Annotated in this window: 12 protein-coding genes; 9 read left to right on the forward strand and 3 right to left on the reverse strand. The window is 60.8% G+C overall.

Features of this window, described 5'->3' with window-relative positions:
* The first annotated feature begins 22 nt into the window (after positions 1 to 22).
* The 3 genes from JAB8_RS26850 (at position 23) to JAB8_RS26860 (ending at position 5469) form a co-directional block, all read left to right on the forward strand.
* Complete coding sequence (locus JAB8_RS26850; protein ID WP_070292330.1) at positions 23 to 1195, forward strand: efflux RND transporter periplasmic adaptor subunit; 1173 nt, start codon at positions 23 to 25, stop codon at positions 1193 to 1195.
* Positions 1192 to 4302, forward strand: a complete 3111-nt coding sequence (locus JAB8_RS26855; RefSeq protein ID WP_070292331.1) for an efflux RND transporter permease subunit — start codon at positions 1192 to 1194, stop codon at positions 4300 to 4302. Before JAB8_RS26850 ends, JAB8_RS26855 begins: the two co-directional genes overlap by 4 nt.
* Before the next feature lie 318 nt (positions 4303 to 4620).
* Positions 4621 to 5469: a hypothetical protein gene (locus JAB8_RS26860; RefSeq protein ID WP_083287974.1), complete on the forward strand. Its 849-nt coding sequence runs from the start codon at positions 4621 to 4623 to the stop codon at positions 5467 to 5469.
* 76 nt (positions 5470 to 5545) lie between these two features.
* Here JAB8_RS26860 and yihA read toward each other — a convergent pair whose 3' ends face one another.
* A complete protein-coding gene (gene yihA, locus JAB8_RS26865) occupies positions 5546 to 6283 on the reverse strand; it encodes a ribosome biogenesis GTP-binding protein YihA/YsxC (protein WP_070292333.1) in 738 nt (245 codons plus the stop codon).
* 186 nt (positions 6284 to 6469) lie between these two features.
* Between yihA and JAB8_RS26870 the strand changes: the two genes are divergently transcribed.
* From JAB8_RS26870 to JAB8_RS26890, 5 genes are all read left to right on the forward strand, one after another.
* Positions 6470 to 7141: a c-type cytochrome gene (locus tag JAB8_RS26870; protein WP_070221697.1), complete on the forward strand. Its 672-nt coding sequence runs from the start codon at positions 6470 to 6472 to the stop codon at positions 7139 to 7141.
* A 185-nt stretch (positions 7142 to 7326) separates the two neighbouring features.
* A complete protein-coding gene (locus tag JAB8_RS26875; protein WP_070221696.1) occupies positions 7327 to 9423 on the forward strand; it encodes a cytochrome c biogenesis protein ResB in 2097 nt (698 codons plus the stop codon).
* Positions 9424 to 9487: 64 nt separating this feature from the next.
* Entirely contained in the window at positions 9488 to 10639 is a 1152-nt protein-coding gene (ccsB, locus tag JAB8_RS26880) for a c-type cytochrome biogenesis protein CcsB (protein ID WP_070221695.1), read from the forward strand.
* A gap of 84 nt (positions 10640 to 10723) precedes the next feature.
* Positions 10724 to 11701 (forward strand): protein-methionine-sulfoxide reductase catalytic subunit MsrP, encoded by a 978-nt coding sequence (gene msrP / locus JAB8_RS26885; protein ID WP_070221694.1) that lies wholly within the window; start codon positions 10724 to 10726, stop codon positions 11699 to 11701.
* Positions 11702 to 11710: 9 nt separating this feature from the next.
* On the forward strand, positions 11711 to 12364 hold the full coding sequence (locus tag JAB8_RS26890) for a protein-methionine-sulfoxide reductase heme-binding subunit MsrQ (protein WP_070292334.1): 654 nt from the start codon (positions 11711 to 11713) through the stop codon (positions 12362 to 12364).
* Here JAB8_RS26890 and JAB8_RS26895 read toward each other — a convergent pair.
* Positions 12361 to 12543 carry a lipoprotein gene (locus JAB8_RS26895; protein WP_070221692.1) on the reverse strand — a complete coding sequence of 61 codons (183 nt, stop codon included), beginning with the start codon at positions 12541 to 12543 and terminating at the stop codon, positions 12361 to 12363. The genes JAB8_RS26890 and JAB8_RS26895 overlap by 4 nt on opposite strands.
* A gap of 40 nt (positions 12544 to 12583) precedes the next feature.
* Between JAB8_RS26895 and cyaY the strand changes: the two genes are divergently transcribed.
* On the forward strand, positions 12584 to 12913 hold the full coding sequence (gene cyaY, locus JAB8_RS26900) for an iron donor protein CyaY (protein WP_070221691.1): 330 nt from the start codon (positions 12584 to 12586) through the stop codon (positions 12911 to 12913).
* Positions 12914 to 13051: 138 nt separating this feature from the next.
* Here cyaY and JAB8_RS26905 read toward each other — a convergent pair whose 3' ends face one another.
* Positions 13052 to 15397, reverse strand: a complete 2346-nt coding sequence (locus JAB8_RS26905; protein WP_070221690.1) for a penicillin-binding protein 1A — start codon at positions 15395 to 15397, stop codon at positions 13052 to 13054.
* Positions 15398 to 15553 lie beyond the last annotated feature (156 nt).

Raw genomic sequence — 15553 nt, forward strand, 5'->3', positions numbered from 1 at the left:
GCTGCGACAGCATGACAGAACAATGAAAAAGACTAGTCTGGCAATCCTCGTGGGTGCGGCCCTGTGTATCGGTGGCGGCATCTGGTATTTCAATCATCAGCCAGGCAAAGCGGCCGGTGGGCAGGATGGCAAAGGGGGCAAGGGCGGGCAGGCGCCGACGACGGTGAGCGTGGTCGCGCCGGTGCGCCAGGATGTGCCGATGCTGCTGCAAGCCAATGGCAGCGTGACGCCGATCAGCAGCGTCGATTTGCATCCGCAGACGACCAGCACGATTACCAAGGTGCACCTCCGCGAAGGCCAGTTCGTCAAGCAGGGCGAGCTGATGTTTACGCTGGATGCGCGCAGCGAGCATGCGAACGTCGACAAGGCGCAGGCGCAGGTCTTGCGCGACCGCGCCTCGGTAGCCGATCTCGAACGCCAGCTCAAGCGCAACCAGGATTTGTTGAGCAAGAATTTCATCGCCCAGGGCGCCGTGGACACGCTGCAAAGCCAGCTCGACGCGGCACGCGCCTTGCTGGCCGCCGACCAGGCCGCCTTGCGCGCCGCCCAGGTCGACTCCAGCTACACGGTCCTGCGCGCGCCGCAGGCGGGCCGGGTGGGCGCCATCAATGTCTACGCGGGCAGCCTGGTGCAGCCGGCCACATCGCTCACCAGTATCACCCAGCTCGACCCGATCGACGTGGTCTTCACCTTGCCGGAAAGCAGCCTGTCGGGCTTGCTGGCGGCGCAAAAGGCGGGCGAGGTACCCGTCACGGCCCTGTTGTCGGACGCGGGCGGCAAGCAGCTCGATGGCAAACTGAACTTTATCGACAATGCCGTCGACCCCGCTACGGGCGTCATCAAGGTCAAGGCGCGCTTCAACAATGGCGGCACCGACCTGTGGCCTGGCCAGTACGTGAATACGCAGCTGACCGTGCGCACGCTCAAGGATGCGCTGGTGATCCCGCAAAACGCCATCATCACGAGTACCGCCGGCACCTTCGTGTACTCGATGGAGGCGGACAACACGGCCAAGATGCGCAAGATTACCCGTGTGTATGCATTCGGACCGAGCGCCGTCGTCACCGGCCTGGCGGGCGATGAAAAAGTCATCGTCGATGGCAAGCAAAACTTGCGCCCGGGTAGCAAGGTGCGCCTGGCGGAAAAACACAAGGCCGCCGATGGCGCCGCCGCAGCGCAGGGCAAGCCAGCATGAACCTGTCCGAACTGAGCATCCGCCGCCCCGTCATGGTGGTGCTGCTGTCCCTCTCCATCATCCTGGCCGGCGTGCTGGCCTACCTGCAAATTCCCGTGGCGGCCTTGCCGAGCTACAACACGCCCGTCATCAACGTCAGCGCCGACCTGGCCGGCGCCAGCCCGGAAACCATGGCCTCGTCGGTGGCCTTGCCGCTGGAAAAACAATTTTCCACCATTTCCGGCCTGAGCCTGATCACGTCCACGAGTACCCTGGGCAATACCTCGCTGACCCTGGAGTTTGACGCCAGCATCAATGTCAACGAGGCGGCCGTCGATGTGCAGGCGGCCCTGCTGCGCGCGCAGCGACAGTTGCCGACGGAAATGACGGATTTGCCGTCTTACCGCAAGGTCAATCCGGCCGATGCGCCGGTGCTGTTCATCCAGATGACGTCGCCCTCGCTGAACTTGTCGGATCTCAATGATTATGCGGAAAACCTGATCGCGCCCAGCCTGTCGACCCTGCCCGGCGTCGCCCAGGTCATCGTCAATGGCCAGAAACGCTTCGCCGTGCGCGTGCGCGCCCGTGCCGACCTGATGAATGCGCGCAACCTGACGATGGACGAGCTGGCTGTTGCCTTGCGCACCTCGAACACGAATTCCCCGCTGGGCATCCTTGACGGTCCGAGCCAGACCCTGACTATCCAGGGTAATCCGCAAATGATGAAGGCTGCTGATTTTGCCGAACTGATCATCGCCAGCCGCAACGGCCAGCCCGTGCGCCTGAAAGACGTGGCCGAGGTGGAAGACAGCTTTCAATCGATCAAGTCCGTCGGCAGTTTCAACGGCGAGCGCTCGATCAGCCTGATGGTGCAGCGCCAGCCGGACGCCAATACCGTGCAAGTGGTCGATGGCGTGCGCCGTCTGCTGCCGGGCTTCAAGGAGCAATTGCCGCAGTCGATACAAATCAGCCTGGTCAACGACCGTTCGCTGTCGATCCGCGAAGCCATCCACGACGTCAATCTGACCTTGGCGCTGACGGTGGTGCTGGTGGTGCTGGTGATCTTTTTGTTCCTGCACCGCGCGGCCGCGACCTTCATTCCGGCCGTCACCATGCCGATCTCGCTGCTCGGTGCGCTGGCCCTGCTGTACTGGCTCGGCTACAGCCTCGACAACGTGTCCCTGCTGGGCATTACCTTGGCCGTGGGTCTCGTCGTCGACGATGCCATCGTGGTGCTGGAAAACATCGTGCGCCATATCGAGATGGGCAAGAAACCGATACGCGCGGCCCTGGAAGGGGCGAAAGAGATGGGCTTTACCATCATCTCGATTTCCGTCTCGCTGGTGGCCGTGTTCATCCCCATTTTCTTCATGCCGGGCGTGATCGGCTTGCTGTTCCACGAGTTCGCCGTCGTCGTCTCGCTGGCCGTGCTGGTGTCCGCCGTCGTGTCGCTGACCCTGGTGCCGATGCTGGCCAGCCGCTTCCTGCCGGCCGACTCGCGCGAGCACAATGACAGCGACCCCAGTCATGGCGAGAAAACCTTTATCGGCCGCCATTTCGAAGCCGGCTTTACGAAATTGCGCAACGGCTATGTGCATCTGCTCGACAAGGCTCTGGCGCACCGCAATGTGGTGCTGTTCGTTGCCGTGTGCACCTTTGCGCTGACGGTGCTGCTGTACGCGACCATTCCCAAAGGTTTCTTCCCCGAGGAAGACCTGGGCCAGATCCAGGTGAATACGGAAGCGTCGGAAGATATTTCGTCCGCGGCATTGCAGGACTTGCAAGCCCGCGTGGCGGCCGTGCTCAAGGCGGACCCAAGCGTGCAGGACGTGACATCGTTCGTCGGCGGCGGCAACACGGGCCGCATGTTCATGGTCTTGAAACCGCGCAGCGAGCGCCCGAAAATGCCCGTGGTGCTGGAAAACCTGCGCCGCGCGGCGGGCACCGTGCCCGGCATGGCCGTGTATTTCCGGCCCGTGCAAAACTTGCAGCTGGGCGGGCGCCAGAGCAAGAGCCGCTACCAGTACACCTTGCAAAGCGTCAGTCCCGACGCCCTGAATGACTGGGCGGAAAAGTTCATTGCAGGCATGCGCACCGATCCCGCCTTCCGCGACGTCACCAGCGATTCGCAGATCAAGGGCTTGCAGGCATCGCTCCGGATCGACCGCGACAAGGCCAACCTGCTGGGCGTGCAAATGTCCGATATCCGCACGGCACTGTACAGCGCCTTTGGCGAGCGGCAAGTGTCGACCATCTATTCGTCGGCGGCCAGCTATTACGTGATCCTGGAAGCGGCCACGGCGGACCGCCAGTATGACGATGCGCTCACGCGCGTGTCCGTGCGCAGCAAGTCGGGCGAACTGGTGAAATTGTCGAGCATTGCCTACGTGGAACGCACGATCGGCCCCACCTCCGTCAACCACCAGGGGCAGTTGCAGGCCGTCACCATCGCCTTCAACCTGGCGCCGGACGTGCCGCTGGGGATCGCCACGGGCAAGATCGACGCAATGGCCAAGGACATGAGCTTGCCGGCCTCCATCATCACGCGCTACGGCGGCGACGCGGCCGTGTTCCAGAGCTCGCAATCGAGTCAGATCATCCTCATCATTGCCGCGCTGGGCGTGATCTATGTGCTGCTCGGCGTGCTGTATGAAAGCTATATCCACCCGCTCACCATCCTGGCCGGCTTGCCGTCGGCGGCCGTGGGCGCGCTGTTGACCTTGCGCCTGTTCGGCATGGACCTGACCATGATCGCCATCATCGGCATTTTGATGCTGATCGGTATCGTCAAGAAAAACGCCATCATGATGATCGACTTCGCCCTGCATGCGCAGCGCAACGAGGGGCTGGCGCCGGCAGAGGCCATCCGCCAGGCCTGCATCCTGCGTTTTCGTCCCATCATGATGACCACGGCGGCGGCCCTGATGGGCGCCTTGCCGATCGCTCTGGGCCTGGGCGCCGGCGCCGAGCTGCGCCAGCCGCTGGGGCTGGCCGTGGTCGGCGGATTGCTGTTTTCACAAGTGATTACCCTGTTCATCACCCCGGTCATCTATTTATTCCTGGACAAGTACAGCGGCACGGGGCCGATGACGGACGAGCAACTGGTGGCGCTCGACAACAAGGCTTGAGCGCATGCGTGACTGATGACCCGTGACCGGCGCCCCATTTCTGCGTGAATGGGGCGCCGGTTTTGTATGGGCAGTGATACATACGGTAACAACCGTCAAGGGACGGCTCGGGTACTCTGGTCAGCGCTGCAAGGAATGTCGCTATCCTGTACGCTTCGGGTTGGAAAGGCCGAGGAAGTGTTCCCAAAAGCAAGGGACTCTGGCACTATGGCTGCCCTGTAATGTTATTTCTTCGCTACACAGAAAGCACGATTCATTTTGCATGACACGACCCATTTGTTGGCTGCCGATTCCGATGTTTGCCCCACCTGCGGGCAAGTGATCCAGCCACCTCCGGCCTACGGGTCCAAGACCAGCACCACGCGCAAGGTTGCGCTCGGCGTGTCCGTCTTGCTGCACGTGCTGCTGGCGGCCTATGTCCTGTTGCGCAGTGACACCATCGAAAAGATTCCGCCGCCGAAGAAGGAAAGCGCGATGGTCTACATCGCGCCGCTGAAGGACAAGCCGCAACCGAAGCCGCAGCCCAAGCCCACACCCAAGCCGAAGGACACGAAAGTGGCCAAGGTGAAACCGCCGCCGGCCCCGAGCAAGCGCGTGGTCACAAAAGACGTGCCGCGCGATAAACCGAAACTGGAAACGTACACGCCGCCGCTGGTATCGAAAGTGCCGTTGCCGCCGCCGCCCGCTGAAGACATGAGTTCGATGATCGAGCAGCGCCGCAAGCAGCGCGAGGCGCAGAACCCCGCGCCGCCGGCCGAGGAAAGCGAAAACGACCGCGCCATGCGCGTGGCCAAGGCGAATATCGCCGGCGCGCAGGGACGCAATTCCGGCAGCGACCGCGAGGATTCGGGCGGCGTGTTTTCCATCGTCAACCAGACCTCGTTCAGTGCCGAAGTCAAGTTCAAGGGCTGGAACGGCAACTTCAAGCGCAACTGGCTGAAGCAGGAAAAAGTGGAACTGGGCAACGAGCCTGATATCGAGACGGCCATCATCAAGAAGATGATCCAGCTGATCCGTGCCGAAAAGCCCGGCGATTTCGTCTGGGAATCACGGCGCCTGGGGCGTAACGTCAACCTCAGCGCCCGCGTGGAAGACACGGCCGAGCTGAGCGCCTTCCTGCGCCAGGAATTCTTTTCCGAGAAGCGCCCGGGCCCGGGACGGCGCTAGGCGCCCGGCGCCCGCGCAATAAAAAAGGCTGTACCGTGTGAACGGGCAGCCTTTTTTTACGCAGCGTTGATGTCGATCAAGCCGGCTTGTCGGATTGCGGCTCGACGTCGTCTTCCATCTCGATCAGGTCGACCATCTGGGCCGCGCCGTCTTCGCTGATGCCGGCCAGTTCCATGATCTTGTCGTTGGCTTCGTCGATACCGACTCTTTTCAGGGCCGAGAACAGTTGCACGGTGAACGGGAAGCCGACGCCGTCTTCATCCACGTAGCTGTCGAGCTTGGCTTTCGCCTGGCGCAAGGCATTCACGGATTCATTACGGTTCAGTTTATCGACTTTCGTCAGGATGCAGTGAATCGGTTTGCCCGTCGGGGCGAACCATTCCAGCATCTGGATGTCCAGGTCGGTGAACGGGCGGCGCGAATCCATGATCAGGATCAAACCGGCCAATTGCTCGCGGCGCTGCACGTAATCGCCCAGCAGGCGCTGCCAGTGCAATTTGGCCGAGCCCGACACTTCCGCGTAGCCGTAGCCCGGCAAGTCGACCAGCAGGCATTCGATCTCTTCGACGATGGTGGCATCCTTGCGGTGCTGCGCCACGTGGGCGCCGCCGATGGAGAAGTAGTTGATGTGCTGGGTACGGCCAGGTGTCTTGGAGGCGAACGCCAAGCCTTTCTGATTACACAAGATGTTGATGGCGGTCGATTTACCGGCATTGGAGCGGCCGGCAAAGGCGATTTCCGGCACCGTGGTATCGGGCAGGTCACGCAATTGGTTGACGGTCGTAAAGAAGCGGGCTTGCCAGAGTTTTGACATGGGAGTAGTAAAGCAACAAAAGGGAGCGATAAGGGAGCGATAACGCCAAGAAGCTATTGTACAATAAGGGGTTGTTTATTGTTGCCGGCGTAGCAGCGATGCGGCTTGCGGCCCTGAAAATAAAGCAAAAATCCACAGGGCGCGGCAATGTCCACCACTAATTTCTCACTGTCTCAGGGTGCCTGAATGAATCGTGCGTTTTCACCGTTGTTCAAATCCATGCTGCTCGCTTTGCTGGCTGTATCGGCAACTGCCTCTGCGGTCGAAGCACCAAAACCGGCCGTCAAGGCCGACGCTGCCAAGGGCGCTACCCTGTACGCCGATGGCGATGCGGCGCGCGGCTTGCCTGCCTGCGTCTCCTGCCATGGCGCGGCCGGCAATTCGACCATCACGGTCAATCCGAAGCTGGCCGGCCAGCACGAAAGCTATATCTACAAGCAACTGGTCGACTTCACTACGCCGGAACGCAACCAGCCCGTTATGACGACGTACGCGAAGATGCTCAGCGACGCCGACAAGAAGAATATCGCCGCCTACCTGGGCGCGCAGCTGTCCAAGCCGGGTGCCGCGAAAAACAAGGATACGATTGATTTGGGCAAGAAAATCTACCGTGGTGGCATTGCTTCCAAGCAAGTTGCCGCCTGCGCCAGCTGTCATGGCGCGACGGGCAATGGCATTCCCGTCCAGTATCCGCGCATCGCCGGCCAGCACCAGGATTACACGGTGGCCCAGTTGACGATGTTCCGCAGCACCAAGGCCGATGCCCGCAAGAACAGCGCGCAAATGCACACCATCGCCGCCCGCATGTCGGATGACGAAATCGCCGCCGTGGCCGATTATATCGCTGGCCTGAAGTAAGTTTCCATAGTGGCAAGAGATTGCCAGGCGCAGCAGCGCGCGTGAACAAGGGCGGCCGTTTCCACAGGCTGCCCTTTTTCATGGCAGGGGCCAAACAGGAGTATGCTGCCGCCTTGCGCGGAGAAACACTCTGCTCCATGCCTACATTTCCTTGAAGATTGCATATCCCGTATGAGTATCCACGTATGAGCACTGGCACGACCGGAATCGAGTTAAAGACCCAACGCCGCAGCCTGGCTGAATTCGTCGAGCTGGTCTCGTCGATGCGCTTTGCCATCAGCTTGCTGACCCTGATCGCCGTCGCCTCCATCATCGGCACCGTGCTCAAGCAAAACGAGCCCATGCCCAATTATGTGAACCAGTTCGGTCCGTTCTGGTTTGCCGTCTTCGACAAGCTGAGCCTGTATTCCGTGTATTCGGCCTGGTGGTTCCTCGTCATCATGGGTTTTCTGGTCGCCTCGACCTCGCTGTGCATCGTGCGCAATGCGCCGAAGATGCTCAAGGACATGCGCAGCTGGCGCGAAACCGTGCGCGAGCAATCCTTGCGCAATTTCCACCACAAGCTGGAATGGCAGGCGCCGCTGCCGCGCGCCGTGCTGGCGCAGCAGATGGTGATGCGCCTGAAAGACGCCGGTTACGGGGCCAAGGTGGTCGAGAAGGACAACGCCACCCTGGTGGCGGCCAAGCGGGGCGCGGCGAATAAATGGGGCTATATCTTTGCCCATGGCGCCATCGTCATCATTTGCGTGGGCGGCTTGCTCGATTCGGAAATGCCGATCCGCGTACAGCAATGGTTCTTTGGCAAGACGCCGTTTTCCGGCAGCGGCGTGATCGCCGACATTCCCGCCCAGCACCGTCTGAGCCTGTCGAATCCTACTTTCCGCGGCAACACCATGATCCCGGAAGGCTCGTCGAGCAACACGGCCATCATTCCGCAGGCCGATGGCGTGCTGATCCAGGATCTGCCCATCACCATCCTGCTGAAGAAATTCCACATCGATTTCTACAGCACGGGCATGCCCAAGCTGTTCGCCAGCGATGTCGTCATCACCGACCATGCAACGGGAGAAAGTTTTCCTGCAACCATCAAAGTCAACCAGCCGCTGCTGTACAAGGGCCTGGCCCTGTACCAGTCCAGCTTTGAGGATGGCGGCAGCAAGCTCAAGTTGACGGGTTTTCCCATGACGGGCAAGACGACGAAACGCTTCGATATCGGCGGCGAAGTGGGCGGCAGCACGCCGCTCGAGCGCAGCGACGGCAATTCCTACACGGTGGAATGGTCGGGTTTCCGTCCGTTTAACGTGGAAAACCTCAGCGCCGGCCAGGACGTGCGCGCCGTCAACAAGGCGGAAAGTTTCAATGATAAATTCGCCGTCGGCCTCGATAAGCGCCTCGGATCGGCCGCGAAAAACGCCAACAACAAGGATCTCAAGAACGTGGGGCCGTCGGTGCAATACAAATTGCGCGACAAGACGGGCCAGGCGCGCGAGTACCAGAACTATATGCAGCCCGTCACGGTCGATGGCACGACGGTGTTCCTGGCCGGCATGCGCGTCAACCCCAGCGACCCGTTCAGCTATCTGCGCATTCCCGCCGACGACAATGTCAGCGTGAATGAGTGGATGCGTTTGCGTGCCGCGCTGCAAGATCCAGCGCTGCGCCAGCAGGCCGCCGCCCGCTATGCGGCGCGCGCCATGCCGCAGGCGAACGCGGAAGCCTTGCGCGGCCAGTTGCAGGAATCGGCGGCGAAAAGCCTGGGCATTTTTGCCGGCAACGGGCAAGAGGGCGGTTTCCTCGCCATTTCTCGTTTCCTGGAGAAAATCCCTGCCGCCGAGCAAGAAAAAGCGGCCGATATCTTCATGAAAATCCTCAATGGCAGCCTGTGGGACTTGTGGCAGGCGGCACGCGCCCAGGATGGCTTGAAAGCCGTCGAGGCCGATGACAAGCACGGCCGCTTCCTGCAGCTGGCCACGAATGCGCTGTCCGACAGCTTCTTCTATGGCGCGCCCGTGTACCTGCAGCTTGACGACTTTACGGAAATCAAGGCCTCCGTGCTGCAGGTGACGCGTTCGCCGGGCAAGAGCGTGGTCTACCTCGGTTGCCTGTTCCTCGTGATCGGCGTATTTTCCATGTTTTATATCCGCGAGCGCCGCCTGTGGGTGTGGATCAAGGATGGCGAGGGCGGCAGCGAGGCCCTGATGGCCATGAGCACGCAGCGCAAGACGCTGGATTTTGAAAAAGAATTTGAGAACTTGAAGGCAAAGCTGCCGCAATCGGCGTAAGCTGCGCTGAGTTGGATTGGCTGAGTTTCGGGACGCTTGCGCGTCGCCGGGAATGGAGAAAATGATGGAATTGGCAAACAAGCAAATATATACGCAGGAAGCAGGATTTTTCAAGCGCCTGAGCCTGATCGATTGGCTGTACGGCGCCGGCTTGCTGGCGGCCTCACTGTTCGGCCTGATGCGCTTTGGCGCCTTCATGGATATCTATGAAAAGGCCATCCTGCTGGCCGCGGCACCCACGTTCGCGTGGCTGGGCTGGTACTGGAAGCCCGTGCGCTGGCTGATCCCGCTGGCGGCCGTGCTGTCGCTGTTCGCCATCGAACTGTATAGCGGCCACCTGGAGATGGCGAACCAGAAATTCTTCCTGAAATACATCTTGTCGAGCCAATCGGCCATCCTGTGGATGGGCACCCTGTTCGTGCTGTCGACCCTGTTCTACTGGATCGGCCTGGTGGCGCGTTCTGAATTCGGTTCGTCCGTCGGCTCCCTGCTGTGCTGGGCCGGCGTGGTGCTGGGCCTGACGGGCATGCTGGTGCGCTGGTACGAGTCTTACCTGATCGGCGCCGACGTGGGTCACATTCCCGTGTCGAACCTGTATGAAGTGTTCATCCTGTTTTCCCTGATCACGGCCATGTTCTACCTGTATTATGAGCAGCATTATGCGACGCGCCAGCTGGGCGCCTTCGTCATGCTCGTCATTTCGGCGGCCGTCGTGTTCCTCATGTGGTACACGGTCACGCGCGACGCGGCGGAAATCCAGCCGCTGGTGCCGGCCCTGCAAAGCTGGTGGATGAAGATCCACGTACCGGCCAACTTCATCGGCTACGGCACGTTTGCCCTGTCGGCCATGGTGGCTGCGGCCTACCTGCTCAAGTCGAGCGGCTACCTGGTCGACCGGCTGCCGTCGCTGGAAGTGCTCGACGACGTCATGTACAAGGCCATTTCCGTCGGCTTCGCTTTCTTCACGGTAGCGACCATCCTGGGCGCCCTGTGGGCGGCCGAAGCGTGGGGCGGCTACTGGTCGTGGGACCCGAAGGAAACGTGGGCGCTGATTGTCTGGCTCAACTATGCAGCCTGGCTGCACATGCGATTGATGACGGGCTTGCGCGGCCGCGTCGCGTCGTGGTGGGCGCTGGTGGGCTTGCTGGTGACGACGTTTGCCTTCCTGGGCGTCAACATGTTCCTTTCAGGTTTGCACTCTTACGGCAAGCTGTAATTCATTTTTGCATGACAGAAGCGTCATGAACGGCCCGGAAAAACTGGTGTAAGGTATATCCAATCACCTTTTTCCGGAGCCGCCATGTTGATCAAGCGCAGTCCCAACGGCATTGAGTTGCCGTACTCTTCCGAAATCACGCCGCGCGCTGTGTTCGAATCGCGCCGCAGCTTCATCAAGCAAGTGGCGCTGGGCTCGATGTCCAGCGCGGCCTTGCTGGAAATGGCCAGCCGCGAAGCGTTCGCGCAAGGCACGAATCCCAAGCTGGCAGCCAAGCTCAATCCCGCCTATTCGGCGCTGGACAAGCAGACGGCCTATAAAGACGCCACCAGCTACAACAATTTCTACGAATTCGGCACAGACAAGAGCGACCCGGCGCAAAACGCGGGCACCCTGCGCACGCGGCCGTGGACGGTCAGCATCGAAGGCGAAGTGAAAAAGCCGATGACGCTGGACCTCGATGCGTTGCTCAAGCTGGCGCCGCTGGAAGAGCGCGTCTACCGGCTGCGCTGCGTGGAAGGCTGGTCGATGGTGATCCCGTGGGTCGGTTATTCCTTTTCGGAAATCATCAAGAAGGTCGAGCCGACGGGCAATGCCAAGTACGTGGAATTCATCACCCTGGCCGACAAGAAGCAGATGCCGGGCGTGGGCAGCCGCGTACTGCAGTGGCCCTATACGGAAGGCTTGCGCATCGACGAAGCGAACCATCCGCTGGCGCTGCTGACTCTGGGCATGTACGGCGAAACCTTGCCGAACCAGAACGGCGCGCCCGTGCGCATGGTCTTGCCGTGGAAATATGGCTTTAAATCGGCCAAATCCATCGTCAAGATCCGTTTCGTCAAGGAACAGCCGCGCACGTCCTGGAATCTGTCGGCGCCGTCCGAATACGGTTTTTATTCCAACGTGAACCCGAACGTCGATCATCCGCGCTGGTCGCAGGCGTCCGAACGGCGCATCGGCGAAGACGGTTTTCTCGCGCGCAAGCGCAAGACCCTGATGTTCAACGGCTACAACGATGTCGCTTCCTTGTACGCGGGCATGGATCTGAAGAAGTTCTTTTAAGGAAAGACCATGGTCCTCAATCTCTCGACCAGGCAGTTGTCGCTGCTGAAAAGCCTGATCTTTTTGCTGGCGCTGCTGCCATTTGCACGCATGGTCTGGCTGACGTACACGGGGCAACTGGTGGAGCCGCTGGAATTCATCACGCGCGGCACGGGCGACTGGACCCTGTATTTCCTGTGCATCAGCCTGGCGGTGACGCCCTTGCGGCGCTTCACCCAATGGAATTGGCTGATCAAGCTGCGGCGCATGCTGGGCCTGTTCGCGTTTTTTTACGCGGCGCTGCACTTCACCACGTTTTTATGGTTCGATCACTTTTTCGATCTGCAGGAAATGTGGAAGGATGTGCTCAAGCGGCCGTTCATCACGGTGGGTTTTATTGCCTTTGTCTTGCTGATTCCGCTGGCCGTGACGAGCACGAACGGCATGGTCAAGCGGCTGGGCGGCAAGCGCTGGCAGTGGCTGCACCGGTTGATCTATGTGATCGCGCCGCTCGGCATCCTGCACTTTTGGTGGATGAAGGCGGGCAAGCACAATTTCGCGCAACCGATCCTGTTCGGCAGTATCGTCGCGCTACTGCTGTTAATCCGCGTGGTTTTCGCCTGGAGCAAGCGCGTCAAGAACGCCAGGGCGGCGCATGCCACCGCCCCGGTGCGCTCCGTTTAGGTCGCCGGCACGATCACGGGCGGCGGCGGCACGGGGGCCGGTTCGACGGGGCCTTTGGCCGGTGCACCCTTGGCCGCTGGCGGCTTGGGCAGATACAGGGGGCCGGGCTGGCCGCAGCCGGCCAGGACGCTAGAAACCACAATGGCGATGCCGATATAAAACGCTGAGGATGACTTCACGATTAGAATCACGGTTTGATTAAGATCTTTGGAGTGTAGCATGAGCGAATCGGAATTCCTGGCCCTGGCCGAAGCCACCCTGACCCAGATCGAGGCGGCACTGGACCGGCTGAACGATGAAGACGTGCTCGACGTCGAATGCAGCCGCAGCGGCAATGTGCTGGAAATCGAATTCATCGACAACGGCACGAAAATCATCGTCAACAGCCAGGCCCCCATGCGCGAAATGTGGGTGGCCGCCCGTTCCGGCGGTTTTCATTACAAGCGCGTGGGCGACGAGTGGATCAACACGCGCGACGGCTCGGAACTGTTTGCGGCCTTGTCCGGCATGGCCAGCGAGCAGGCGGGCGCACCGGTGGTATTGAAGTAATTGTTTTAGCCGCGCGCAATAAAAAAGGGCAGCCTGCATGGGCTGCCCTTTTTGCTTGCGTAATCCGACAACATTTGGCGCCGGCGTGGTGTCGGGTGACGGCCTGCGGCCTAACCCGACCTACTCCATGCGCTGCCGTCAGAACAACTCGTTCTTCACGGCTTCTTTCGCCTTTTCTTCTTCCGGCGTACCGCGCGCCGCGCCTTCCAGGCTGCCGACGCCCGTGCCCGGCGGATTTTCCGCATAGTAGTACTCATCGCCCACGCGGATCAGGCCTTCCGGCACGGCGCGCTCCTCGACGGGAATGCTTTTCAGGGCTTTCGCCATGTAGCTGATCCAGATCGGCAAGGCCAGGCCGCCGCCCGTTTCCCGGTTGCCCAGGTTGCGCGGCTGGTCGTAGCCGATCCAGGCGATGCCCACCAGCTTGGCCTGGTAGCCGGCGAACCACGCGTCGATGGAATCGTTGGTCGTACCCGTCTTGCCGGCCAGGTCAGGGCGCTTCAGGGCCATGGCCTTGTTTGCCGTGCCGAAGCGTACGACGTCGTTGAGCATGCTATTCATCATGAAGGCATTGCGCTCGTCGATAACGCGGTTGGCTTCCTCGCCCGCCAGGTCCGGCTTGGCTTGCGACAGGACATTGCCGTCGCTATCGGTCACCTTGGCGATCAGGTACGGGTTGATCTTGTAGCCGCCGTTGGCGAACACGGCGTAGGCACCCGCCATCTGCAGGGGCGTCACGTTGCCGGCGCCCAGGGCCAGGGTCAGGTACGGCGGGTTCTTGTCCGCGTCAAAGCCGAAGCGCGTCGCGTATTCCTGGCCATACTTGGCGCCGATCTTGTGCAGGATGCGGATGGAAATCATGTTCTTCGATTTCATCAAGCCCTTGCGCATGGTCATCGGGCCATCGTATTTGCTGTCGTAGTTCTTCGGTTCCCACGCCTGGCCGCCCGTCTGGCCCGCGTCGAACGAGATGGGCGCATCGTTGATGATGGTGGCCGGCGACAGGCCCCGTTCCAGCGAGGCGGAATAGATGAAGGGCTTGAACGCGGAACCGGGCTGGCGCCACGCCTGCGTGACGTGGTTGAACTTGTTGCGGTTGTAATCGAAGCCGCCCACCATGGCGCGGATGGCGCCGTCCGTGGTGCTGGCCGAGATGAACGCCGATTGCACTTCCGGCATCTGCGTCAGGACCCAGGCGTTGTTTTCCTGCATGACGCGGATCACGGCGCCGCGCTTGATGCGGCGGTTCGGCGCCGCTTTTTCCGACAGCCAGGCCGCGCCGAAGGTCAGGCCGGGGCCGGTAATGGTGATTTCCTCGCCGGCCGAGGTGACAGCCTGCAACGATTTGGGCGATGCTTGCAGCACCATGGCGGCGATGATGTCGTCGCTGTCCGGGTGGTCGGCCAGCTCCGTCTCGATCGCGTCATCGGCTTCGGCCTTGGTCTTCGGAATCTCGATATACGCTTCCGGGCCGCGGTAGCCGTGGCGTTTTTCGTAATCCATGACGCCCTTGCGCAAGGCGATGTAGGCGGCGTCCTGGTCGGCCTTGGTGATGGTGGTGTAGACGTTCAGGCCGCGCGTATAGGTGTCTTCCTTGAATTGCTCGTAGACCAGCTGGCGCGCCATTTCCGACACATATTCCGCGTGTACGCCGAAGGCGCTGCTGTCGGTTTTCACTTTCAGCTCTTCATTTTTCGCTTCTTCGTACTGCGCCGGCGTGATGTAGCCCAGTTGCGCCATGCGCTGCAGAATGTATTGCTGGCGCATGCGCGCGCGTTTCGGATTGACGACGGGATTGTAGGCCGACGGCGCTTTCGGCAAGCCGGCCAGCATGGCCGCTTCGGCCACGGTGAGGTCCTGGATATTCTTGCCGAAATAGATTTGCGCGGCCGAGGCGAAGCCGTAGGCACGCTGTCCCAGATAAATCTGGTTCATATACACTTCGAGGATCTGGTCCTTGCTGAGGTTTTTCTCGATCTTCCATGCCAGCAAGACTTCATACGCCTTGCGTTTCAAGGTCTGTTCGCTGGACAGGAAGAAATTGCGCGCCACCTGCTGCGTGATGGTCGAGGCGCCTTGCTTGGCGCCGCCCGTCAGGTTGTGCAGGGCCGCACGGGTGATGCCCAGGTAATCGACGCCGCCATGCTCATAAAAGCGGTCATCTTCGATGGCCAGCACGGCTTTCTTCATGACATCGGGAATATCCTTGATGTGCACCATGTTGCGCCGTTCCTCGCCGAACTCGCCGATCAGCACACTGTCGGACGTGAACACGCGCAGCGGCATCTTGGGCTTGTAATCGGTCAAGGTATCGAGCGCCGGCAGGTTCGGATAGGCCATGGCCAGGCCGAAGACCACCAGCAACACGCCGACGATGCCCAGGCCCAGCAGCGATGCCAGGGCCATCAGCAGGAAACGTTTGGGTTTGCTGCCCTTGGTGGGCGGCTTCGAGCCAGCGGGGCCAGCGGATTTTGAAGATGTCATGCGTCGTATGTCTTTCGGTTAATTATGCCGGCCAATTATAAGCGAGCTTGCCGGGGTGGCAGCGCGCCGTGGCGCTTGCCGGGGGAGTGTTGAAACTTGCCGATACTCTATATAAGCGTGTATTGGCCCGCTGGCAACCAGGATTTGGTAACAATT

Origin of the sequence: Janthinobacterium sp. HH106 (assembly GCF_001758725.1) — a bacterium.
GTDB lineage: Bacteria > Pseudomonadota > Gammaproteobacteria > Burkholderiales > Burkholderiaceae_D > Janthinobacterium.

Bases quoted from the DNA above. Each gene is read 5' to 3' on its own strand.
- JAB8_RS26850 (WP_070292330.1), top strand. From the start codon at position 23: ATGAAAAAGACTAGTCTGGCAATCCTCGTGGGTGCGGCCCTGTGTATC.
- JAB8_RS26855 (WP_070292331.1), top strand. From the start codon at position 1,192: ATGAACCTGTCCGAACTGAGCATCCGCCGCCCCGTCATGGTGGTGCTG.
- yihA (WP_070292333.1), bottom strand. From the start codon at position 6,283: ATGTCAAAACTCTGGCAAGCCCGCTTCTTTACGACCGTCAACCAATTG.
- JAB8_RS26870 (WP_070221697.1), top strand. From the start codon at position 6,470: ATGAATCGTGCGTTTTCACCGTTGTTCAAATCCATGCTGCTCGCTTTG.
- JAB8_RS26875 (WP_070221696.1), top strand. From the start codon at position 7,327: ATGAGCACTGGCACGACCGGAATCGAGTTAAAGACCCAACGCCGCAGC.
- ccsB (WP_070221695.1), top strand. From the start codon at position 9,488: ATGGAATTGGCAAACAAGCAAATATATACGCAGGAAGCAGGATTTTTC.
- msrP (WP_070221694.1), top strand. From the start codon at position 10,724: ATGTTGATCAAGCGCAGTCCCAACGGCATTGAGTTGCCGTACTCTTCC.
- JAB8_RS26890 (WP_070292334.1), top strand. From the start codon at position 11,711: ATGGTCCTCAATCTCTCGACCAGGCAGTTGTCGCTGCTGAAAAGCCTG.
- cyaY (WP_070221691.1), top strand. From the start codon at position 12,584: ATGAGCGAATCGGAATTCCTGGCCCTGGCCGAAGCCACCCTGACCCAG.
- JAB8_RS26905 (WP_070221690.1), bottom strand. From the start codon at position 15,397: ATGACATCTTCAAAATCCGCTGGCCCCGCTGGCTCGAAGCCGCCCACC.